Below are 22,257 nucleotides of genomic sequence, written 5' to 3'. Positions count from 1 at the left end.
GCGGTCCTGCATCCGCGCACCGGCTGGATCAGTGATGATCCAGCCAGACGTCGATGACGGCGCACCGCTTCTCCTCCCGGACGACGCGCAGCCCCTCGACATAGGCGGCGCGCAGTTCGGCGGCGGTCGTGGCGCGCACGCCCCAGGCGCCGCCGGCGGCGGTGGCGATGCCGGCATAATCGGGCGCCGGTTCGAACGAGGTATCCACGCCGTCCGCAGCGGCGGCATAGCCCTGCGGATGAACCGCCAGCGCCGACAGTTTCGGCGATTTCCAGCCGCGATTGTTGAAGATCACCTGCAGGAACGGTGTCGCGTAGCGGCGCGCCATCCAGAACACCGACGAGGGAACCGTGAACATGAACGATCCATCGCCGGTAAACGATATGACGGTGCGTTCCGGACAGGCGAGCTTGGCGCCGATCGCCGCCCCGCCGTTCCAGCCGAGCGATCCGCCGCCGCTGGTGTGCATCGATCCCGGGCGATCGAGCGCGAGATGGTTGATGACGGTATGATAGTTGGAGATGCTTTCGTTCATCACCAGTACGTCGTCGGGCATCAGCGTGCGGAACAGGGCGACGGCATATTCGGGCGTCAGCACGTCCTCGGGCTCCGCCTCCAGCGCATCCAGCTGGGCGCAGCGGGCGCGATGCGCGGTGGCGTGATGCGCCGTGCGTTCCGCGACGGTGGCGGCGTCGATCGGCCGATCCGCGCACCAGCCGTCGATCTGCGCGATCGCGGTGGCGGCATCGGCGCGCCACGATCCTTCGGCGGCGATCCGCCACAGCGGCATCTGCTCCTTCAGCGGGTCGACATCGAGGTGGAAGATGCGTGCGTCGGCGGCGGGCTTCGACACGGTCGGGATCCAGGGCACGTCGCTATCGACCACCAGGATCACGTCGGCCTCCGCCAGCGCCGCGTTCTGGACCGGCTGATTCCACTGGTTGCCGCGATAGAGCGGATGGGATTGCGGAAAGTTGACGGCGTTCGGTACCGATTCGAGCACGCCGATGCCCAGCCGCTCGCACAGCGCAACCAGCGGCGCGACCGCCGCCGGATTGCGTCCGAGATAGGAGGTGACGACCAGCGGGCGCCGTGCCGCGATCAGCGCGGTCGCGATCGTCGCGATCGCCGATGGCGCCAGTGCGGCGGGCTCGATCGCGCGCCAGCGTGCGGCGTCGTTCGGGGTGGGCGCGACCTCCTGCTCCATCACCTCGCGCGCGCCGATCAGATAACTGGGACCCTTGGGGTCGCTGTTCGAGAATTGCAGCGCGCGGTGGACCAGTTCCTTGATGTTGTGGCCGGTGCGGATCTCGTTATCGTAGCGCATGTAGCCGCGCACGATGCCGCGCTGGTCGTGGACATCCTGGATCCACTGGATGAATTCGTTGCGGCTGCCGCGCAGCTCGCCATGCTGGGTGAAGGGCGAGGAACCGGCGAAGATCAGCATGGGCGCGCGGCCCTTGGCGGCGTTGTGGACGGCGCCGGCCAGCGCCTGCGTACCGCATTCGACATGAACGACCACTGCCTGCGGCACGCCGCTGGCAAGCCAGTGGCCGTGCGCCGCGCTCATGCCGACCATCTCGTTGGGGCAGGTGAGGACCTGCGGGATCGGGCGGCCGGCGGCGCGCGCTTCGGCGATCGCTTCGACCAGGGCCGGGTGATCGCTGCCGAGATTGGCGAAAATGCAGGATATGCCATGTTCGACAAGGGCATCGAGCAGCGCGCTGGAGGCGGTATACATCGGTCAGTCTCCGTCAGGGGCGGGGCCGTCGAGGCCGCGGATGAGGCGGGCGAGCAGCGCCAGCAGCACGGCGCGGTCGGGGCCGAGAATCGCATCGACGCGGGCATCGTGCGCCCGCGCATGGTCGGCCAGGCGGGCGAGCAGCCCGTGACCGGCATCGGTAAGGGACAGGCGGCGGGCACGCCCGTCGCGGGGATCCGGCGCGCGCACGATCAGCCCGCGCCGTTCGAGATCGGCGAGCGTCGGCGTCAACGTGGTCTTGTCGCGGCCGACCGCGTGGCTGAGCCCCGTCTGGCCGATGCCGGGATGATCGGCGATGAATTGCAGGATGGCATAGCGACCCGGACGCAGGCCCGGTTCGGCGGCGCGTTCCGAATAGGCCTGGAACGACGCGGCCTGGGCCAGGCGCAGCTGGAACGCCACGCTGCCGGCCAGCTGCGACGTCGGGGCCAAGGCCGCCGTGTCGCGGTCGTGCGTGTCATCCTCATCCTGCATGCCGCACCCTTGCATCGTTTCACGGGAAGATGCAATATAGTAGCAACACCAACTATAATGGATGATGAGGATGCGGATCAATCGCGTGGTGATCGTCGGGGCGGGCGCGATGGGCAGTTTTTTCGCCGCGCGGCTGTCGGAGGCCGGTGCCGACGTCGCGCTGGTCGATGTCGACGATGCGCGGCTGGCGGCCCTGGCGCGTGACGGCGTTACGGTCGACGATGCCCTGGGGACGCGAACCGTGCCGGTCGCGGCGACGCGCGCCGGCGGCCTGTCCGGTCCCGCCGACCTGATCATCCTGTTCACCAAGGGGGCGCATACCGCCGCCGCCGCCGCGTCGGTCGCGCATCTGATCGGTCCCGACTCCTATGCGCTGACACTGCAGAACGGGATCGGCAACGCCGACGCGATCGCAGACGTCGTGCCGCCCGACCGCATCCTGGTCGGCGTCACCGATATCCCGTGCGACCTGACCGGCCCGACCAGCGTCGCGTCGCATGGACAGGGCCGGATCCTGCTGGGCGGTCACCGCGACCAGGACGGTGCCGCACCGGATGCGGTGGTGGCACTGCTGCGCGGCGCCGGGCTGGACGCCGCCCATGATCCGGCCGTGCAGGTCGCGATCTGGGAAAAGATCGCGTTCAACGCGGCGATGAACGCGCTGTGCACCGTCATGGGATCAACCGTCGGCGATCTCGACACCCCCGCCGGCCGCCGGCTGATCGCGGCGGTGACATCGGAGGTCGTCGCGGTCGCGGGCGCGACCGGCCTCTCCGTCGACGCCGATCGCATCGCCGGCAAGATCGACCATGCGCTGGCCCATCATGTCGGGCACAAGCCGTCGATGTTGCAGGACCGGATCGCCGGCCGCCCGACCGAGATCGAGACGATCAACGGCGCGGTCGTGCGGATCGCGGCGGCCCATGATGTGGCGGTGCCGGTCAATCGCACGCTGGCGGACCTGGTCCGCACCATCGAAGCCGCACGCCGTTCGGAGACACGAGCATGAAGACCGTCAACCTGTTGATCGACAATCGGGACGTCGCCGCCGAAGGGGACGCGACGTTCGACCGCATCGGCCCCATTGCCCCCGACGCCGCGACCCGGGCGGCGGCGGCAAGCATCGGCGACGCGGGGCGCGCCGCCGATGCTGCGGCGGCGGCGCTGCCGGACTGGGCGGCGCTCGGCCCCAATGCACGGCGCACGCTGCTGCTGGCGGCCGCGGCGGTGATGGAGCGTCGCGCGGACGAGTTCGTCGCGGCGATGCAGACGGAGACGGGCGCGACCCGGTCCTGGGCAGGGTTCAACGTCCACCTTGGCGCAGGCATGCTGCGCGAGGCGGCGGCACTGACCACGCAGATATCGGGCGAGGTCATTCCGTCCGACCGGCCCGGTTGCGTCGCGATGGCGGTGCGCCGGCCCGCGGGTGTCGTGCTGGGCATCGCGCCCTGGAATGCGCCGGTCATCCTGGGCGTCCGCGCGATCGCGACCGCGCTGGCATGCGGCAACACGGTCGTCCTGAAGGCGTCCGAAGCCTGTCCGGCGACCCACTGGCTGATCGGCGACGTGCTGCGTGAAGCCGGGTTCGCGGCCGGTGTCGTCAACGTGGTCAGCAACGCGCCCACAGCTGCCGGCGCGGTGGTGGAGGCACTGATCCGGCACCGGGCGGTGCGACGGGTGAACTTCACCGGATCCACCAAGGTCGGGCGGATCATCGCGCGGCTCTGTGCCGAGGAACTGAAGCCGGCGCTGCTGGAACTGGGCGGCAAGGCGCCGCTGATCGTCCTGGACGATGCGGATGTCGATGCCGCGGTCGCCGCGGCCGCATTTGGCGCCTTCTTCAACTCCGGCCAGATCTGCATGTCGACCGAACGGATCATCGTGACGGCCGGGGTCGGGGATGCGTTCATGGCGAAGTTCGCCGCCAAGGTCGCCACGCTGACCGCGGGGGACCCGGCCGCGGGTACGGCGCCGCTGGGCGCGGTCATCGACCGGGCGGCGACGGCGCACATCGCCGAACTGGTCGAGGATGCGGTCGCCCAGGGCGCGGTGCTATACCGCGGTCCGCCCGACGACGGCGTGCTGATGGGCGCCGCGGCGCTGGATCATGTCACGCCGGCCATGCGCCTGTACCGCGAGGAAAGTTTCGGGCCGATTACCGCGATCATCCGCGTCGCGGACGCGGATGCGGCGATACGGGTTGCCAACGAGACCGATTATGGCCTGACATCCGCGATCTTCAGCCGCGACGTGGGACAGGCCCTGCAACTGGCGGCGCGATTGCAGGTCGGCATGTGCCATATCAACGGCCCTACCGTGCACGACGAGGCCCAGATGCCGTTCGGCGGCACCAAGGCGTCCGGCTATGGCCGGTTCGGCGGACGCGCGGGCATTGCCGAATTTACCGAACTGCAATGGATCACGATAGACACGCAACCTGTCCATTATCCGATCTGATCGACCATCACTTCCGATTTGGGAGTATGACCAAGCTGCGGTAGAGGTCCCGCGAAGCGCCGGGTCGGCCCGGCGCGCCGTGGGAGAAATGCCATCGTCGCCGCGTCAACCGCAAAGCCGGAAGCGCCCGTCACGCCGCGGCCGGCCGGCCGCATGGAGAAGAAGCGGCGTGCGACGCGCGCCAAGTTGCTGGAGGCGGCCTATGACGTGATGGTCGAGAAGGGTGTCGACGCCGCGACGATCCGCGAAATCACCGACAAGGCGGACATCGGGTTCGGGACCTTCTACAACTATTTTCAGAACAAGGAGGATCTGGCGGTCGGCGTCCTCGACTGCATGATCCACAGCGTCGCGCAGCGCAATCTGGTGCTGACCGCTCCGTTGCAGGAAACGCGCCCCGATTTGGCCATGGCCATGTCGACGCGGCTGCTGATCCGGTCGGGATATCAGGATGTGACATTGGGATGGTGGGCGCGCCGGCCCGATCTGCTGGCCGATCGGTTGCGCGCCGGACTGCATCCGTTCGTGCTTCACCATATCCGCCACGCCATCGCGACTGGCGTCGTCCACATCGCCGAAGACAATATCGAACCCGTGCTGGCCATGCTGATCTGGCTGGTCGTCGGCGGCATGCGCGACATGCAGCTGGGCATGCAGCCGCCCGAAGCCGACGCGCTGATCACGGAGGGATTCATGCGGGTGATGGGCGTGTCCCGCCGCACCGCCCATGAACTCGCAAACGCACCGCTGCCGGCGGTCGCGCCGCTGACGATCGATTTCTCGTTTCAGGATCAGGACACGTAGGTGATGATCGGCCGTTTGTGATAGCCGATCATTTTTATTTGACACCCGATGATGATTGATCCATCCCGGCATCGGGCAGCCGCAAGCTGCAGGTGAACGGGTGCCGCAGAGCCCCGAACTCTTGGGAGGGGTTTCGCAATGAAGCACGCACGTTGGTTCTACCTGTCGACCGCCGCGATCATGATGGCCGGGTCGATGCCCGCCGTCGCGCAACAGGCCGCTGCCGCCGGTGCGGCGGCTCCGGCCGCGGCGACCGACCCCGATGGCGGTCTTGAAGACATCGTGGTCACGGCCGAGCGGCGCTCGGAAAGCCTGCAGCGGGTTCCGATCGCGATCACGGCGATCACCGCGCGCGCGCTGGAGCGATCGGGCACGACCGGCGTCAATTCGCTGGCACAGGTCACGCCCGGCCTGAACTTCACCGCACCCGCGGGGCAGCTTTCGCCGTTCCTGCGCGGGGTCGGCACCGCGGCCGCCGCGGTCGGCAACCCCGCCAGCGTCGCGACCTATGTCGACGGCGTCTATATTCCGGGCATGGCGTCGACCCAGTTCGAGTTCAACAATATCGAGCGGATCGAGGTGCTGAAGGGTCCGCAGGGTACGCTGTTCGGCCGTAACAGCACCGGCGGCATCATCAACGTCATCACCAAGGACCCGACGTTCGAGCCGCAATTGCGGATGCGGGCCGGTTACGGGAACTACGATACGGTCGAAGGATCGATCTATGGCAGCGCGGGCCTGACCAAGGACATCGCGCTCGACCTGTCGGCATTCTACCGCAACCAGGCCAAGGGCTGGAGCTACAATTTCGCGACCAAGGACGATGTCGCCAAGCAGCGCGATTTCCTGATCCGGTCCAAGCTGCTGTTCACGCCCGGGCCCGACACCCGGATGGTGCTGGCGCTCGATTATTCCTACACCAACCCGGCCGCGGCCTCGCTCAACAAGCCTTATCAGGATGCGCTGACGGTGGTCGGCATTCCGGTGCCCGGCGGGTTCTGGGATGTGAACCAGAATTTCTACGAGCGCGGCGTCGCCAAGCAGGGCGGCGGAAGCCTGACGGTCGAACAGGGCATGGGCGCCGTGCGATTGCGCAGCATCACGGCCTATCGCAAGCAATATGGCCACAACATCATCGATCTCGACGGCAGCCCGGTTCCCGCGATCGCGATCGATATCACCGAACGCAGCAAGCAGTTCACGCAGGAACTTCAGCTGCTCTCCGACGGGTCGGGGCCGTTCACCTGGATCCTTGGCGGCTTCTACCTGAACGGTACCGCACAGACCGATCCGTTCCAGAACCCGGTCTTCAAGCTGTTCGCCACGCAGCAGGTCGAGTCCGGCTCCGCCTTCGCGCAGGGAACCTATGAAGTGGCCGAGGGGACGCGCCTGACCGCGGGGCTGCGCTATACGAACGACAGCTATACGTTCAACGACTATCGCCAGTCGAACGCCACCGGCGCGATCACGCTGGATCCCCAGCGCACGACATCGCAGGGCAAACTGACCTGGCGCCTGTCGGCGGATCATCAGTTCACGCGCGATGTGCTGGGTTATGTGTCCTACAATCGCGGGTTTCGTGCCGGGACGTTCAACCTGACCGATGCGTCGGTGGCCGCGTTGCGGCCCGAAGTGATCGACGCGCTGGAAGCGGGGTTGAAGACCGATCTGCTCGACCGTCGGCTGCGCGTCAACGTCGCGGTGTTCCATTATGACTTCAAGGACATCCAGATCGCCCGCGCCGACGGCAATTCGCAGCAGACGCTGAACGCCAGTTCCGCCGAGATCTGGGGCGTGGATGGCGACATCAGCGCCGCGATCACCAGCCAACTGACGCTCAACGTCAGCGGTTCCTATGTTCATGGCCGGTACGGCAGCTTTCTCAACGCGCCGATTTCGACGCGCAACCCGCGTGGCGGCAACACGATCATCACGGGCGATGCCACGGGCAACACGATCATCCGCACGCCCGATTTCTCGGGCAATGCCGGGGTGAACTATGTCATCCCGTCGTCGGTCGGAAAGTTCAACGTCTCGGCCAACTATTATTACAATGCCGGTTGGTATTCCGATCCCGACAACCGCATCAAGACGCCATCCTACAACCTGGTTTCGGGCAGCCTTGGCTGGACGTCGAGCGATGATCGCTATGAGGCGCGGCTGTGGGCCAAGAACCTCACCAACGCCAAATATTATTATCACGTGCAGTCGATCGGGCCGGGCGACGTTGCGATCCCGGCCGCGCCGCGCACGTACGGCGTGACCCTGGGCGTGAATTTCTGATCCTCTGTTTCTCCCGGTGCGCAGTGACGCGCGCCCCTTTCAAAGGCGCATGATGACGATGACCGACCCGCAAGCGGAACGCGCACTGCACGACAAGCTCCGCGCGGCGGCCCGGGGTACGCTTCCGGCCAATGCCGAACTGCTGGCCGACATCGCAATTCCAATGCGCGACGGCATCCTGCTGTCGGCCGATGTCTACCGGCCGAAGGGCACGACCGGGGCAGTGCCGGTCGTGTTGTCGGTCGCGCCCTATGCCAAGGAGCTGCAACTCGCGCCGCCGCTCCTCACCCATTCCATCGAGGCGGGCGCGACCGACATGCTGGTCGACAACGGCTATATCCACATCATCGCGTCGCAGCGCGGGGCGGGGCAGAGCCAGGGCCAATATGGTCATATGTCGTATGTCGAGCAGACCGACATGTACGACCTGGTGGAATGGATCGCGGCCCAGGAATGGTGCGACGGCAATGTCGGCATGATCGGCGACAGCCATTACGCGGTCAACTGCCTGTGGGCGGCGACGCAGCAACCGCCGCATCTGCGCTGCATCATACCCTATGATGCGATGTCCGATTTCTATCGCGACATGGCCTATCCCGGCGGGCTGTTCAAATCCGGATTTCTGTCGAAATGGCTGGCCGACGCCATGCAGCAGTTCCAGTGGCCCGGCCCCGTCGAAGGACGCCTGCCGCCGACCAACCAGATCCAGCATTTCGTCGAAAATCCCTATGATGGTCCCTATTGGTGGGAGCGGTCCGTCCGCTTCAAGTTCGACCAGATCACGGTTCCCGTGCTGCATATCGTGCCGCGCAGCGGCATTCATACCCGCGGCCAGCTCTGGGGATATCCGCTCCAGATGCAGGGCGTGAAGAAGCTGGTCGTCGTGCCGCCGCCGACCCCGGCGCAGGAACATTGGCTGTTCCTGAAGAGCGCGCCGTTGAAGGCCTATATGGTTCAATGGCTCGATCACTGGATGAAGGGCATCGCGACGCCGATCATCGACGAACCGGAGGTCGCGATCTTCGATGCCGGAACGCAGACCTGGCATTATGCCGACACTTATCCGGTGGCGGGGACGGAATGGACCAAGTTCCACCTGTCCGGCAACGGTGCCGGCGGCAGTGTCGGTCTGATCGCGCGGGAGGCGCCGGAAGGCGAGGAATCGCCGGACCGCTACGCCTTGCCCGACTGGGATCTCGTCGCCGCGGGCAAGCCGGTGCTGGCCTATGACACCGTGCCATCCACGACGCCCTTGCGGATCTGGGGTCCGATCGCCGCGACGCTCTATGCGTCGACGACGGCGACGGACACGGCGTTCTTCGTGCTGCTCGATGATATCGCACCCGACGGCACCGTCACCCGGCTGACCGATGGCGTGCTGAAGGCATCGTTCCGCGAGATCGATCCCGAGATGTCGCGACCCGGCCTGCCATTTCATCCCTATCTCCGGCGCGAACTACCCGAAGCGGGCAAGGTCCAGGAATATCAGATCGAACTGCGTCCGATCTTCCACACGATCCAGCCGGGCCACCGCCTGCGCTGCCGCGTGCAGAGCAACGACCCGATGTTCATGAACTTCCTCCACACCGTCTATAATACGGAAATGATGCCGTGGCCGTCGTTCAACAGCCTGCATCACGACGCGGCGCACCCGTCGCATCTGTTGCTGCCGATCGTCGCCGCCCTGCCGTCGCAGGTGCCCGTCAGTGCGCCGCTCGCCGACGTGGCCTGGCCGATCGCGGGCCTGGACTGGGCGTCCTGATCCCCGCCCGTCGGACCCGATCCCATCACAAGGACCCTGTATGACCGTCACATCTCTTTTTTCACTCCACGATCGGGTCGCCATCGTCACCGGCGGCACCCGCGGCATCGGTCATTTCATCGCCACCGGCCTGGGTGAGGCCGGCGCGCGGGTCTTCGTGACGGCGCGCGACCAGGCCGGCATCGATGATGCGGTGCGGACGCTGGGTGCGAAGGGCATCACCGCGGCCGGGATCGCCGCCGATCTGGGTGACGGTGGCGAGACATCGGCGAAGCAGATCGTCGATGGTGCACTTGCCGCGTTCGGCCGGGTCGACATCCTCGTCAACAATGCCGGCCGCGTGTTCGGCGACGGCCATGACGGTCACTCCCCCGACGCGTGGGGCAAGGTCATGCGCCTCAACCTGGATGCCGCACACCGGCTGGCGCGCGAGATCGCCGACCGGGAGTTCATACCCCGCCGCGCCGGCAAGATCGTGTTCGTCGCCTCCATCGCCGGGTTCGGCGGCGCGCGGCCGAACCTGCCCTTCTTTCCGACCGCCTATCACGCCAGCAAGGGTGGGCTGATCGCGCTGGCCAAGATGCTGGCGACCGAATGGGGACGGCACAACATCAACGTGAATGCGCTGTGCCCCGGCTATTTCCCGACGCAATTGTCCGCGGGCCTGAAGGACAAGGCGCAGGAGATCCTGACGCTGACCCCGCTTGGCCGATCGGGTGCGGAAGACGACATCAAGGGTGTCGCCACGTTCCTGGCGTCAGAAGCCGCGCGGCACGTGACCGGACAGGCGCTGGCGGTCGACGGCGGCCTGACCGCAGTCGTACCGTGAAGCAGGGGGCCGCAATGGCGACACTTTACGGCCATCCCTTCTCCCGAACCCAGCGCAACATCTGGATGCTGGGGGAACTGGGCATTCCCTATGACCTGGTGCCGGTGGATTTCCTGAAAGGCGAGGCGCAGACGCCGGCGTTCCTGGCGATCAATCCGAACGGCCGGGTTCCCGCCTTCGTCGACGATGACGGTACGACGCTGTTCGAGTCGCTGGCCATCAACCTGTATCTGTCGCGGCGCCATGGCGGCGCGCTGGCGGCGGCGGGTCTGGTGGAGGAATCGCAGGCGGTGCAGTGGAGCCTGTGGGTCGCCAATGAAGTGGACGTCCCGTTGTTGCTGGCGGCGATGAACCACCACCTGTTCGTCCCCGAGGAACGCGATCCCGCCGAAGCCGAGATGGCGTTGACGAAATTGGCACGGCCCTTCGGCGTTCTGGACGGATTGCTGCGCGATCGACCGTATCTGTTGGGAGATCGCTTCACGGTGGCCGACGTCAACGTCGCCGGGGTGATGACCTTGATCCCGATCTGCGGCATTCCCACCGCGCCGTTTCCGCACATGACCGCATGGCTGCACCGCTGCCACGAACGACCGGCGGCGCGCGCGGCATGGGAGAAGATCGACTTCAAGATTGCCCGGCCATCGCCCGCGGCGCTGGCGGCGATGCTGCTGTGACCGGGACGTCGCGATCGATTGACAGGAGAATGCCATGATGCCCGTTGCGAAGACCGTCGTGATGATCGCGGCCGTGATGGTCATCGGATTGCTCGCCGGCCTCTATGTCGGCACCGGTCTGGCCCAGCACAGCAATCTGGGCGTGGCTTTCCAGCCTTGGGTGATCCGTCAGCAGGCCGAGGTCGGGTTGTTCAAGGATTTCATGCCGCAATTCGGCTGGACGGCGGTGATCCTGCCGGCGGTTGCGGCCGCGCTGACGGTGGGCGTGCCGCGCTGGCTGTTCGCGGCGGCCGCGCTGTCGATCCTTGGAACGATCGTGTCGACCGGTTTCGGGGAGCTTCCGCTCAACCGCATGATCCTGAGCTGGAACCCGCAGGTGCCGGTGCAGGGTTGGGAATCGATGCGGATCTCCTGGATGCATGCCCATTGGACGAAGACGACCTTCAGCGTCCTCGCCTTTCTGGCGGCGGCCACCGGCCTGTCGCGCCGTTGACCGCCGGCGGCCGGGGCACACGCGCCCCGGCAGCCTTCAGCTGCGTTCGGGAACCGTGAAGCCCAGATTGCCGCGCAGCGTCGTGCTTTCATATTCCGTTCGGAACAGGCCCCGGCGTTGCAGTTCGGGGATGACCAGATCGACAAATTCGCGGGTGCCGGTCGGCTGGTCCGGCGGCATGACGATATAGCCATCGGCCGCACCGTTTTCGAACCAGTGTTGCAGCGTGTCCGCGATCGTCGCGGGCGATCCGCACACCGTCCAGTGGCCGAGCGATGCCGATCGTTTGGCCAGCTGGCGCAGCGTCAACCCCTCGCGCCGCGCGGTGGCGATCAGCAGATCGCGCCGGCTGGTCTGCTGTTTCCCGGATGGAAGATCGTCGGGAAGCGGCGCATCCAGCGGATAGACCGACATGTCGAGCCCGAATTCGACGTTCAGCGTGTCCAGGCCCAGCCGGTGATCATACGCATCCTGCAGCCGTTCGCGCTTGGCCTCCGCCTCCGCATCGGTGCGGCCCACGATGGGGACGACGCCCGGCAGGATCACCAGCCCGGACGGATCGCGGCCATGCGCCGGCAACCGGGCGCGCACGTCCTGATAGAAGGCCTGCGCGCCCGCCAATGTCTGCTGCGCGGTGAAGATCACTTCCGCGGTTCGTGCGGCCAGGGCGCGCCCCTCCTCGGAGGAACCGGCTTGCGCGATCACGGGGCGGCCCTGTGGTGGGCGCGCCATGTTCAGCGGCCCGCGCACCTTAAAATGCGGTCCGTCATGATTCAGCACGCGCATCTGCGCAGGATCGAAATACTGCCCGGCCGCCTTGTCAAAGGTGAATGCGCCCGGCGTCCAGCTATCCCAAAGCCCGGTCACGACGTCGGCGAATTCGCCCGCGCGTTCGTACCGGTCGGCCTTGTCCGGGTGCGCATCAAACCCGAAATTCCACGCTTCGGCGGGGTTGGCCGACGTCACCAGATTCCATGCCGCGCGCCCGGCGCTGAGATGGTCCAGCGAGGCGAGCACGCGTGCGACCTGATACGGCGTGTTGTAGGTTGTCGTCGCGCTGCCGGCCAGACCGATATGCGACGTGACCGCCGCCAGCGCCGACAGCAGCGTGAAGGGTTCAAGATGCGCGATCGGCGGGGTTCGGCCCAATGTTTCCGGATTGCGACTGGGGATCAGCGCGAGCGTATCGGCCAGGAACAGGAAATCGAACCGCCCCTGTTCGGCCAGCTGCGCGATGTCCCGGAACAAGCCAAGGTCGAACGATCGTTCCGGCGCCGATCCGGGCAGGCGCCAGCCGCCATTATGCGTCCCCTGCGGATTGAGCAGGAGCCCGAGACGGAGTTTGCGATCCGGGTCCGACATGGCATTGATCTCCTCTACCCTCAGTCATAAAACTGAACGGTTCAGTTCTAGAGGCTCATGCTCATGGCGTCAACGGTTCCCAACAGCGGCACGGCAGCCGAAGATGTGTCATCGCCAGCGTCCGTGCGCGCCGATCGCAAGGCGCAAGCGATCGTCGCGGCCGCGCGACAGCATTTCTATCGCGATGGCTATGCCGCGACGAGCGTCGACGCGATCAGCCGGGGCGCCGGCATCGGCAAGGCGACGATCTACAAGCATTTCGGCAGCAAACAGGCGCTGTTCGCCGCGGTCGTCGCGCAGGAGAATCGCCACGGGCTCGATGAGATCCGGACGATCCTGGCCGGGCCGGGCGCCATCGCCGGACGGCTGGAACGGGCGGGGCATGTTCTGATCGATCTGCTCACCGCCCCCGATTTCATCGCGTCGTACCGGATGGTGATGAGCGAGGCGACCCGGCTGCCGGAACTCGCCGCGCTATATTATACGGGTGCGGCGCAGTTGCTGGCGACACTGTCGGACAGTTTTGCAGCACTGGCGCAGGCCGGTGACCTGGAAACATCGCATCCACAGCGTGCCGCGGAACATTTCGTGGGGCTGATCCGGGGGGATTTGCAGTTGCGCGCGTTGCTGGGCCTGGATGCACCGGTCGATGCGCGGGATCGCGCCGAAATTGTCGCAAGCGGCGTCGCCGTGTTTGCCCGCTTCTACGGCAGATGAACGGCCGTTCGCTCGATTCCCCGAACGCGCCTTAGCCGCGTACGGGCGCATGCGTCCGCCGCGATCGTGCCATCCGAACACGCCCTGCGCCGACGCGGCTGCCGGGACGCCTACTGCGGCCCGTCGCGACAGTAAGTGGTTGTTAAAGCTAACGCCTTATTGACCGTCATCAGGCCAGTCGCAGCGCAGCGAATCCATGGTCGCAGCCCTGTGGCGCGACCGACGTCCGCGAGCGTGAAACCGGCCGGGCGATGCCATGCGGATGGCGTCGTCCCGAATCGCGACAATGGCGCGCGGATGGCCGCGAGTCTTTCTGGGGGTGGGTATCTTGAAGACACAACTGTTTGCTACGGTGGCATCCTTGGCCATCGCATCGCCGGCATTTGCCGGCATTACGGCGGTCGAAACCGCGGACGCAGCTGCCACGGCCGATGGGACGGCGCAGGATGATGCAGCCGCGCCGGCGAAGGCGGCCGCCGCCGAAGTGTTTTCCACCGGTGTCGCCAAGGGCCGCGACCGCCTGGACAGCGCGATTTCGACGAGCTCGCTCAAGGAATCCGAGATCCTGAAATTCGCGCCGGCCTCGATCGGTGACCTGCTGCGCGACATTCCCGGCATCCGTTCGGAGGCCTATGCCGGCGAGGGGAATGCGAACATCACGATCCGTGGCCTGCCGATGTCATCGACCGGCGCCAAGTTCGTGCAGTTGCAGGAGGATGGCCTGCCGATCCTCGAATTCGGTGACATCGCCTTCTCGCTCGCGGACAGCTTCCTGCGCGCCGACATCAACCTGTCGCAGCTGGAGGTGATCCGCGGCGGATCGGCCTCGACCTTCGCGTCGAACTCGCCGGGCGGCATCATCAACTTCCAGTCGAAGACGGGCGACGTCGAGGGCGGCGCGATCCAGCTCAGCAGCGGTCTGGGCTATGACGAAAAGCGCATCGACATGGATTATGGCGCGAAGCTGGGTGACGGCTGGCGCTTCCATACGGGCGGTTTCTATCGTCAGGGCGAAGGTCCGCGCCGTGCCGGCTTCGACGCGAAGAAGGGCGGTCAGTTCAAGTTCAACGTGACCAAGGAATTCAGCGGCGGCCACATTCGGTTTTACGGCAAATATCTCGACGATCGTACCCCCATATACGATGTCTTGCCTTTGGGCGTGACCGGCAGCAACGCCGATCCCGAGTTCAAGAATATTCCCGGCATTGACGTGAGGCGCGATACGTTGCTGTCACGTTACTTTCCGAACACCGTGACGCTGGACCAGAACAACGCGGTCCAGAGCCGCAGCACGCGCGATGGCCAGCACGTCCAGTATAAGTCGCTTGGTTTCGAAGCGCAGTTCGATGTGGGTGCCGGATGGACGGTGACCGATCGTTTCCGGTATGCGGACATCAAGTCCAGCTTTTTCAACATGTTGTCGACATCGTATTTCACCCCGCAGGCGCTCAGTGCGGCGTTCGCGGGTGGGCCGGGTGCGACGTTCAGCTATGCGACCGGGCCACGTGCCGGCACGGCGATCACCAATCCCAACCAGCTGAACGGAAACGGCTTGATCGGGCTCAGTTCGCCGATGGACTCCGACCGCAGCCTCGATAACGTCACCAACGACCTGCGCGTCAGCCGCGTCTGGGCGATCGGGAACGATGAATTGACGACGACCGCGGGCGTGTACAGCTCCAGCCAGCAGATCGCCTATACCTGGGTGCCGATCACCGTGCTGAACGAAGTGCGCGGAGACGGGACGTACGCACTCCTCAACATGCGGGACGCGGCGGGGCGTGCGCTGACGCAGGACGGGATCTTTTCCTTCGCGGCACTCGGTGGACCGGCCATCCGCCGCAACCTCGACATGACCTACAAGATCAACGCACCGTTCGCATCCGCCAACTACCGCTTCGGTCGTATCGCGATCGGCGGCAGTGTCCGCTACGACGTCGGGCAGGTCAGCGGAACCCGGAACTGGGCGCTGCTCGGGCCGGCACTCGTCAGCCGCGACATGAACGGCGACGGCACGATCTCGATCCCGGAAACCAAGGTCGCTTCGCTGCCGCTGTCGCGCGCTCAGGCGATCGACTTCGACTATGGTTATCTGTCCTATTCGACGGGGATCAACGTCCGGTTGGCCGAACCGCTTGCCGTTTTCGCACGCTACAGCCGCGGCGGGCGCGCATCCGAGCGCTTGCTGTTCACGCCGTTCTTCAACCCCGCGACAGGCTCGCTCGCGAACAAGAATATCAAGGTCGATTTCGTCAACCAGGCGGAAGCGGGCGTAAAATATCGGCGTAACGGCCTGACGCTGAACGTCACCGGCTTCTGGGCGAAGGCCGAGGACACCAGCGTCGATGCTGTCACCCGGATACCCTTCCAACGGGAGTATAAGGCAGCCGGCGTGGAGTTCGAAGGCGGCTACCGCCTCGGCAACTTCAGCATCGCCGGCGGTGCGACCTACACCGATGCGGAAATCTCCAAGGACGCCACCAACGCAGCCATTGCCGGTAACACGCCACGGCATCAGGCGAAGTTCATTTTCCAGGCGACCCCGCAGTTCACGACCGATCGCTTCAGCATCGGCGCGGTGTTCATCGGCACCACCGACAGCTTTGCACAGGATCAGAATGTGTTGAAGGTGCCGGGGTACATGACGACCAATGCATTCGTCCAGGTGCGACCGACCGAGCGACTGTTGCTGTCGCTGAACGCCGCGAACCTGTTCAACGTGCTGGCGATCAACGCGATCTCTGATCCGGCCATACCTGCAAGCGGGATCGTCAGCGCACAGGTTCTGACCGGCCGGACGGTTTCCGCCGCCGCGCGCTTCGCGTTCTGATCGGGGCGGGCGCCGCGCTCTTTCCGGAGGGCGGCGCCCGGGCGATCCGATTTGTCGGATCGATGCGCGTGGTATCGGTAGCAGAAACCGGTGCGGACCCGGTCAGTACGCCTGTGTCGGCGGGTGCTGGCGTTCGTCGCGCAGGATCACCGGCATGTGGATTTCGCGCAGCATGGAGAGGAAGGCGTCGGAGGCGGCGTCGGGATCGCGATCCCGCATGGCGGCCAGGTGGCGCGCCCAACGGCCGGCCGCACGATCGGCCGCACCCGGCCGGCGCAGGCCGGTGACCGTGTAGCGGATCGACGGGCGATACAGCAGCTGCAGGATCATTTCGCCGTGGCGGCCGGTGGAGAAACGGGCCTGCGCCATGGTGATCGCAGCGACGGCCAGCGCGAAGGCGACCGGATCCTCATGATGCAGCAGGCGGCCGGTGCGCTCCTGCGCCGCGCCCATGTCGGCCATCGCCGCATCCGAGGCGCGCTGCGTGACGTGCGACAGCGTCAGCCGCGTGATCGGACGCGACAGATCGGCGATCTGGCGCATGTCCGCGGCGGAGTATCGCGTCACGACCGCGCCGCGGTTGGGCGAGACGCGGACCAGGGCATCGCGTTCCAACAGGCGCAGTGCGTCGCGGATCGGCCCGCGGCTGACGCCGAACCGTTCGGCGAGCGCCTGTTCCCGCAACGGCGTGAGCGGCGGCAGAATCTCGCGTGCGATATCCTCGCTCAGCCGGTCCGCAATCTGTTCGCTGGCCGCCAGCGGGCGCAAGCCGGGATTGGCGCGCAGGACCGCAAATGCCGATCCGCCAAAGCCGATCGCGCGCATCGCATCCCGGAATTGGTCGTCATCCACCGCCGATCTCCATTGGCCACCGCCCGTTTGCAGTGCGCGCGGGGCCGCGTGGCGGTGCGCTGTCATGGCTCTGATGATCGACCCGCAGATGAAAAGCAAACCTCGGTCGATTGTTGACAATCACCGTGTTGACATCCATGATGATGGAGGATGACGGAAACCCGTACGCCGGAGAGGATGCGCATGAACGGCATGACGTTGCTGGACCTGGTCGACGGCAGCGTGCGCAAACATCCGCGCAAGGCGATGATCGAGGCTGACGGCGCGATCTGGTCGTACGGCGATGTCGCGCGGGCCAGTCACCGGGCGGCGCACCTGCTGGAATCGCACGGCGTGGCGGCGGGTGCCTGCGTGGCGGTGATGAGTTACAACACCCCCGAATTCATCGTCGCGATGATCGCGATCTGGCGGCGGGGCGCGGTCCTGGTGCCGGTGAACCACAAGCTGGTGGCGGCCGAATGCCGGTATATCTTCGATCATTGCAACGCGGCATTGATCCTGGTCGCAGACGGCCTGGAAACGGTCGCGGCGGCGGCCGGCCACGGGGCGCCGATCCTGTCGCTTGGCAGGATCGGCTTGCACGACATCGGCGTGGATGATGCCGATCATTCCAATCCCGGCGATCATGCCGCTCCGCCGATGACCGCCGATCATCCCGCGCAGATCCTGTACACGTCCGGCACCACCGGCCGGCCGAAAGGCTGCGTCCATTCGCATCGCGCCATCCGCAACACGGCCATGCTCAGCGCGATCGCGTTCAGCATGACGCCGGCGGAACGGACATTGATCGCGATGCCGATCTGGCATGCGGCGCCGCTCAACAATTTCTGCATCGCAACGCTGTTCGTCGGCGGCACCATCGTGCTGCTGCGCGACTATCATCCGCAGGTATTTGTGCGATCGCTTCAGGATGACCGCATCAGCCTCTATTTCGGCGCGCCGGTTTCGTTCTCGCTGCCGCTGGCACTGCCCGGTGGGCTGGCGGACTATGATTTCAGCTCGGTACGGGCCCTTGTCTATGGGGGTGGCCCGATCGGTGCGGCACTGTCGCGCCAGCTTGCCGACGCCTATCGCACCGATCGATTCTTTCAGGTCTATGGCATGACGGAAACGGGGCCGGGCGGAACCCTGCTCTATCCGCACGAACAGCAGGCGAAAGCGGGGTCGATCGGTCGCACGTCGCAGCCCGGCACCGAAATGCGCGTCGTCCGCGACGACGGCGCCGATGCGATACCGGGCGAGGTCGGCGAAATCTGGCTGCGGTCGGAATCGCTGATGCTGGGCTATCGCGACGATCCGGCCGCGACGGCGGCGGCGATCGTCGCCGGCTGGTACAGGACCGGCGATCTCGCCCGGGTCGACGCCGACGGGTATCTGTTCATCGTCGACCGACTGAAAGACATGATCATCACCGGTGGCGAGAATGTCTATTCGAGGGAAGTCGAGGACGCGCTTCAGGAGATTGACGGGGTGGCGGATTGTGCCGTCATCGGCGTCCCGCACGAAAGCTGGGGTGAAAGCGTCGTCGCCGTCCTGGTGCCCGCGACGGGGGCGACGCTGCATCACGAGGCGGTGCGTGACGCGCTGCGCGACCGCCTGGCCGCCTACAAGATCCCGCGCCGCTTCATCGAGGCGCAGGCGCTGCCGCGCACACCCACCGGCAAGGTGATGAAGCCGGCGCTGCGGCAGATGTTTGCGGAAACCGGTCCCCCACCCATTCCCACCCCCCGTTCGGGAGAGTCCTGATGCCTCGTTTTGCTCCGGCCACCTTCCTGGCGACACATGAAGTCACCAACCAACCGCCGGAATTTGCCGGCCGTAATCTGTACCGCACGGATCAGCCATTGCGGGAGGCGGTGCTGCGCGAAGCCGGAGCGTGGCTGGATCGGCGCGCGGACGCGCTGGGCGCGGTGGTAGGTTCGGAAGCGGTGCTCGACATGGGCGAGCTGGCGAACCGGCATCCGCCCGAACTTGTCAGTTTCGACCGGTTCGGCCGGCGCGTGGACGAGGTGCGGTTTCACCCGGCCTATCACGCGCTGATGGCGCTGGCGACCGAGCACCGCATCCATGACATCGCCTGGACGACCGATGAACCGGGCGGTCATGTCGGCCATCTGGCGCTGCTGGCGCTGTTTACGCAGGCCGAGGCCGGTACGATGTGCCCCATCAACATGACCTATGCGTCCGTGGCCGCGCTGAAGACGCAGGCCGACGTCGCGCAGCCATGGCTGGATGGCGTGCTGGGCGGCTGGTATGACGCCGCGTTGCGCCCGATCGGCGACAAGGCCGGGCTGACGATCGGCATGGCGATGACCGAGAAACAGGGCGGCAGCGACGTGCGCGCGAACACGACGCGTGCCGAACCGCTGGGCAACGGCCAGTATCGGCTGATCGGGCACAAATGGTTCTGTTCCGCGCCGATGAGCGACGGGTTCCTGACGCTGGCACAGGCGCCAGGCGGGCTGAGCTGTTTCCTGGTGCCGCGGATCACGGCGCAGGGCGATCGCAACGCCGTCCACATCATGCGGCTGAAGGACAAGCTGGGCAACAAGTCGAGCGCATCGAGCGAGATCGAATATCACGGCGCCACCGCCCTGCTGCTGGGTGAAGAGGGGCGGGGGGTGCATGTCATCATCGACATGGTGCATCATACCCGGCTGGGAACCGTGGCCGGGACGCTGGGCATCATGCGCGGGGCGCTGGCGCAGGCGGTGCACCATGTCAGCCACCGACGTGCATTTCAGAAAACCCTGATCGACCAGCCGTTGATGCGGGCGGTGATCGCCGATCTGGCGATCGAATATGAGGCCGCCGTCGTGCTGGCGACGCGGGTGGCGCGGGCGTTCGATGCCACCGACGAACAGGGACGCGGCTTTGCGCGGCTGTCCGTGGCGCTGGCGAAATACTGGCTGACCAAGCGCAACCCCAATTTCGTGTTCGAATGCATGGAGTGCCACGGCGGCGGCGGTTACACGGAGGAGACGCCGATGCCGCGGCTGTTCCGCGAATCGCCGTTGAACGCGATCTGGGAGGGATCGGGCAATGTCATCGCACTCGACATCCTGCGCACCCTGGCGCGCGAGCCTGCCGCATTGGCAGGATATCGCGAGGAGATCGGCCGCGCGGCAGGCGGCAACCCCATGCTGGACGCGATGATCCGATCGCTGCTGGCGACGCTGGACAAGGGCGGGCTCGCGGAGTCCCGGGGCCGGTGGGTGGCCGAACAGATGGCGTTGGTGCTGCAGGGCGCGTTGCTGGTGCAACATGCGCCGGCCGCGGTTTCGGAGGCGTTCTGCGCCACCCGGCTTTCGGGACAGGGTGCATGGTCGTTCGGCATCCTGCCCGCCGGGACCGACATCGACACGATCCTGGCGCGGCAGGGTGTTGGCTGATGACCCTGCTCGTCACCGACATGATCCGCCTCGGCGCGGAGCGGCATGGCGGGAGGGTGGCGGTACGGTTCGGTGCGCAGGAACTGACCTTTGCGCAGGTGGATGCGCTGTCCGGCCGTATCGCAGCGTTGCTGGCCCGCGATGCGGCCCCGGGCACCGCGATCGGACTGTTGACGAACAACGGGCTGTTCAGTGTCGCGCTGGATTTCGCCTGTGTCAAAGCGCGGCTGATCCGGGTTCCGCTCAACCCGCGGCTCTCGCCGGTCGAACATACGCAGATGCTGTGCGACACCGGGGTCCGGCGGTTGATCCATTCGGACGAACTGGCAGATTGCGCCGGCGCATTGGCGGCCGGCATACCGGGCCTGGCGATCACCGCCCTGACCGATCTGGTCGCGGAGGCAGCGGATCATGATGATCGCTTCGTGCTGGTGCCCCACCCCGATGATGGCGTGCTGGCGCTCTACACGTCGGGAACGAGCGGTCGGTTGAAGGCGGTGCTGCACAGCCAGGCCAGCTACGCCGCGATCACCCGGAACGTCCTGGACAACCTCATGGACCCGCGACCAGGGGACATGATGCTGCACGCCGCATCCCTGATCCATGCGTCGGGCACGCTCGTCCTGCCATTCTGGATCCGCGGCGGCACTGCGGCGATCCTGCCGGGATTCGTCCCGGCGGAGTATCTCGACGCGGTCGCGCGCTGGCGACCGACGGCATTGATGCTGGTGCCGACGATGTTGGCCATGCTGATGGACGCGCCGATGTTCGACGTGGATCGGTTCGATTCGGTCGACATGATCCTGTACGGCGCGTCGCCGATGCCGCGGCCGCTGATCGATCGCGCGCTGGCGCTGTTCGGCCCGCGCTTCGTCCAGTTCTTCGGGCAGACCGAGGCGCCGCTGGCGATCACGGTGCTGACCCGCGAGGATCATCTGGACCCCGCGCTGCGGGCCAGTTGTGGCCGGCCCGCGCGCGACTGTGTCGTGTGCATCGTCGATCGCGACGGCGTCGACCAGCCCGCGGGGCAGGAGGGCGAAGTGATCGTGCGGGCGCCGTTCCGGATGGTGGGCTATCACGGGCTGGACGCACTGACCGCCGATACGCTGCGGACCGATGGCTGGCTGCGGACACGCGACATCGGGTTTCTCGATACGCGGGGCTATCTGACGCTGGTCGATCGGGCGTCCGACATGATCGTCAGCGGCGGCTACAACGTCTATCCCAAGGAAGTCGAGGATGCGTTGCTGACCCATGCGGCAGTCGCCGAGGCGATCGTGGTGGGCATACCCAGCGAGACATGGGGCGAGGCGGTCGCCGCGTTCGTCGTCCTGCGCGACGGGGCCGGCCAGACGCGCGTCGATCCTGCCGACCTGATCGCGCATTGCCGCACGCGCCTGGCGGGGTACAAGATCCCGAGGCGGATCGCGGTGATCGACGCCATACCCAAAAGTGCCGTGGGCAAACCGCTGCGCCGCGTGATCCGGGACCCGTTCTGGGCCGGGCTTGCAAGAAGGATCTGAACCATGCGCGACGTCCGGGTCGAACGGCGGGATGGCATCA

17 protein-coding genes are annotated in these 22,257 nt (G+C 66.3%); 13 read left to right on the top strand and 4 right to left on the bottom strand.

The features are described from left to right. Positions 1–28: 28 nt before the first annotated feature. Positions 29–1,741 (bottom strand): thiamine pyrophosphate-requiring protein, encoded by a 1,713-nt coding sequence (locus tag VF649_RS08965; RefSeq protein WP_331011618.1) that lies wholly within the window; start codon positions 1,739–1,741, stop codon positions 29–31. Positions 1,742–1,744: 3 nt separating this feature from the next. Next, entirely contained in the window at positions 1,745–2,236 is a 492-nt protein-coding gene (locus tag VF649_RS08960) for a MarR family winged helix-turn-helix transcriptional regulator (RefSeq protein WP_331011617.1), read from the bottom strand. 70 nt (positions 2,237–2,306) lie between these two features. Between VF649_RS08960 and VF649_RS08955 the strand changes: the two genes are divergently transcribed. From VF649_RS08955 to VF649_RS08920, 8 genes are all read left to right on the top strand, one after another. Beyond that, the gene (locus VF649_RS08955; protein WP_331011616.1) at positions 2,307–3,245 is read left to right on the top strand and encodes a 2-dehydropantoate 2-reductase; all 939 of its coding nucleotides are present in this window, start codon (positions 2,307–2,309) and stop codon (positions 3,243–3,245) included. Further along, on the top strand, positions 3,242–4,693 hold the full coding sequence (locus VF649_RS08950; protein ID WP_331011615.1) for an aldehyde dehydrogenase: 1,452 nt from the start codon (positions 3,242–3,244) through the stop codon (positions 4,691–4,693). Before VF649_RS08955 ends, VF649_RS08950 begins: the two co-directional genes overlap by 4 nt. 153 nt (positions 4,694–4,846) lie before the next feature. Continuing rightward, positions 4,847–5,497, top strand: a complete 651-nt coding sequence (locus tag VF649_RS08945; RefSeq protein ID WP_331011614.1) for a TetR/AcrR family transcriptional regulator — start codon at positions 4,847–4,849, stop codon at positions 5,495–5,497. Positions 5,498–5,635: 138 nt separating this feature from the next. Beyond that, positions 5,636–7,780, top strand: coding sequence for a TonB-dependent receptor (locus VF649_RS08940; RefSeq protein ID WP_331011613.1), 2,145 nt, complete (start codon positions 5,636–5,638; stop codon positions 7,778–7,780). A gap of 58 nt (positions 7,781–7,838) precedes the next feature. Next, entirely contained in the window at positions 7,839–9,542 is a 1,704-nt protein-coding gene (locus tag VF649_RS08935; RefSeq protein WP_331011612.1) for a CocE/NonD family hydrolase, read from the top strand. Between the two features lie 40 nt (positions 9,543–9,582). After that, positions 9,583–10,371, top strand: a complete 789-nt coding sequence (locus VF649_RS08930) for an SDR family oxidoreductase (protein ID WP_331011611.1) — start codon at positions 9,583–9,585, stop codon at positions 10,369–10,371. A 14-nt stretch (positions 10,372–10,385) separates the two neighbouring features. After that, on the top strand, positions 10,386–11,048 hold the full coding sequence (locus VF649_RS08925; protein WP_331011610.1) for a glutathione S-transferase family protein: 663 nt from the start codon (positions 10,386–10,388) through the stop codon (positions 11,046–11,048). 34 nt (positions 11,049–11,082) lie between these two features. Then, positions 11,083–11,541 carry an anthrone oxygenase family protein gene (locus VF649_RS08920; protein WP_331011609.1) on the top strand — a complete coding sequence of 153 codons (459 nt, stop codon included), beginning with the start codon at positions 11,083–11,085 and terminating at the stop codon, positions 11,539–11,541. Positions 11,542–11,577: 36 nt separating this feature from the next. On the opposite strand, the gene VF649_RS08915 is transcribed toward VF649_RS08920, so the two are convergent. After that, complete coding sequence (locus tag VF649_RS08915) at positions 11,578–12,903, bottom strand: LLM class flavin-dependent oxidoreductase (protein ID WP_331011608.1); 1,326 nt, start codon at positions 12,901–12,903, stop codon at positions 11,578–11,580. 63 nt (positions 12,904–12,966) lie between these two features. Here VF649_RS08915 and VF649_RS08910 point away from each other — a divergent pair, with 63 nt between their 5' ends. Then, positions 12,967–13,620, top strand: a complete 654-nt coding sequence (locus tag VF649_RS08910) for a TetR/AcrR family transcriptional regulator (RefSeq protein ID WP_331011607.1) — start codon at positions 12,967–12,969, stop codon at positions 13,618–13,620. A 352-nt stretch (positions 13,621–13,972) separates the two neighbouring features. Then, a complete protein-coding gene (locus VF649_RS08905; RefSeq protein ID WP_331011606.1) occupies positions 13,973–16,450 on the top strand; it encodes a TonB-dependent receptor domain-containing protein in 2,478 nt (825 codons plus the stop codon). 102 nt (positions 16,451–16,552) lie between these two features. Here the strand turns inward: VF649_RS08905 and VF649_RS08900 are convergent, their stop codons facing one another. Then, positions 16,553–17,302: a GntR family transcriptional regulator gene (locus VF649_RS08900; protein WP_331011605.1), complete on the bottom strand. Its 750-nt coding sequence runs from the start codon at positions 17,300–17,302 to the stop codon at positions 16,553–16,555. A gap of 183 nt (positions 17,303–17,485) precedes the next feature. On the opposite strand from VF649_RS08900, the gene VF649_RS08895 reads away from it, so the two are divergent. From VF649_RS08895 to VF649_RS08885, 3 genes are read left to right on the top strand one after another with little or no spacing between them, the layout of a single operon-like run. Continuing rightward, the gene (locus VF649_RS08895) at positions 17,486–19,048 is read left to right on the top strand and encodes a class I adenylate-forming enzyme family protein (protein ID WP_331011604.1); all 1,563 of its coding nucleotides are present in this window, start codon (positions 17,486–17,488) and stop codon (positions 19,046–19,048) included. Then, a complete protein-coding gene (locus tag VF649_RS08890; RefSeq protein ID WP_331011603.1) occupies positions 19,048–20,694 on the top strand; it encodes an acyl-CoA dehydrogenase family protein in 1,647 nt (548 codons plus the stop codon). The genes VF649_RS08895 and VF649_RS08890 overlap by 1 nt, the downstream gene beginning before the upstream one ends. Beyond that, on the top strand, positions 20,694–22,217 hold the full coding sequence (locus VF649_RS08885) for a class I adenylate-forming enzyme family protein (RefSeq protein ID WP_331011602.1): 1,524 nt from the start codon (positions 20,694–20,696) through the stop codon (positions 22,215–22,217). Before VF649_RS08890 ends, VF649_RS08885 begins: the two co-directional genes overlap by 1 nt. Positions 22,218–22,257: the final 40 nt, after the last annotated feature.

This window comes from Sphingomonas sp. (assembly GCF_036387535.1).
Taxonomy (GTDB): domain Bacteria; phylum Pseudomonadota; class Alphaproteobacteria; order Sphingomonadales; family Sphingomonadaceae; genus Sphingomonas_R.
Note: the sequence above shows the minus strand (reverse complement) of the source record. Positions and strands in the feature narration are given on the sequence as shown.

What these genes read in the sequence shown, in the direction of transcription:
- VF649_RS08930 (WP_331011611.1), top strand. Translation starts at nt 9,583, where the DNA reads ATGACCGTCACATCTCTTTTTTCACTCCACGATCGGGTCGCCATCGTC.
- VF649_RS08960 (WP_331011617.1), bottom strand. Translation starts at nt 2,236, where the DNA reads ATGCAGGATGAGGATGACACGCACGACCGCGACACGGCGGCCTTGGCC.
- VF649_RS08945 (WP_331011614.1), top strand. Translation starts at nt 4,847, where the DNA reads ATGGAGAAGAAGCGGCGTGCGACGCGCGCCAAGTTGCTGGAGGCGGCC.
- VF649_RS08910 (WP_331011607.1), top strand. Translation starts at nt 12,967, where the DNA reads ATGGCGTCAACGGTTCCCAACAGCGGCACGGCAGCCGAAGATGTGTCA.
- VF649_RS08925 (WP_331011610.1), top strand. Translation starts at nt 10,386, where the DNA reads ATGGCGACACTTTACGGCCATCCCTTCTCCCGAACCCAGCGCAACATC.
- VF649_RS08950 (WP_331011615.1), top strand. Translation starts at nt 3,242, where the DNA reads ATGAAGACCGTCAACCTGTTGATCGACAATCGGGACGTCGCCGCCGAA.
- VF649_RS08965 (WP_331011618.1), bottom strand. Translation starts at nt 1,741, where the DNA reads ATGTATACCGCCTCCAGCGCGCTGCTCGATGCCCTTGTCGAACATGGC.
- VF649_RS08890 (WP_331011603.1), top strand. Translation starts at nt 19,048, where the DNA reads ATGCCTCGTTTTGCTCCGGCCACCTTCCTGGCGACACATGAAGTCACC.
- VF649_RS08920 (WP_331011609.1), top strand. Translation starts at nt 11,083, where the DNA reads ATGATGCCCGTTGCGAAGACCGTCGTGATGATCGCGGCCGTGATGGTC.
- VF649_RS08935 (WP_331011612.1), top strand. Translation starts at nt 7,839, where the DNA reads ATGACCGACCCGCAAGCGGAACGCGCACTGCACGACAAGCTCCGCGCG.
- VF649_RS08940 (WP_331011613.1), top strand. Translation starts at nt 5,636, where the DNA reads ATGAAGCACGCACGTTGGTTCTACCTGTCGACCGCCGCGATCATGATG.
- VF649_RS08885 (WP_331011602.1), top strand. Translation starts at nt 20,694, where the DNA reads ATGACCCTGCTCGTCACCGACATGATCCGCCTCGGCGCGGAGCGGCAT.
- VF649_RS08895 (WP_331011604.1), top strand. Translation starts at nt 17,486, where the DNA reads ATGAACGGCATGACGTTGCTGGACCTGGTCGACGGCAGCGTGCGCAAA.
- VF649_RS08955 (WP_331011616.1), top strand. Translation starts at nt 2,307, where the DNA reads ATGCGGATCAATCGCGTGGTGATCGTCGGGGCGGGCGCGATGGGCAGT.
- VF649_RS08915 (WP_331011608.1), bottom strand. Translation starts at nt 12,903, where the DNA reads ATGTCGGACCCGGATCGCAAACTCCGTCTCGGGCTCCTGCTCAATCCG.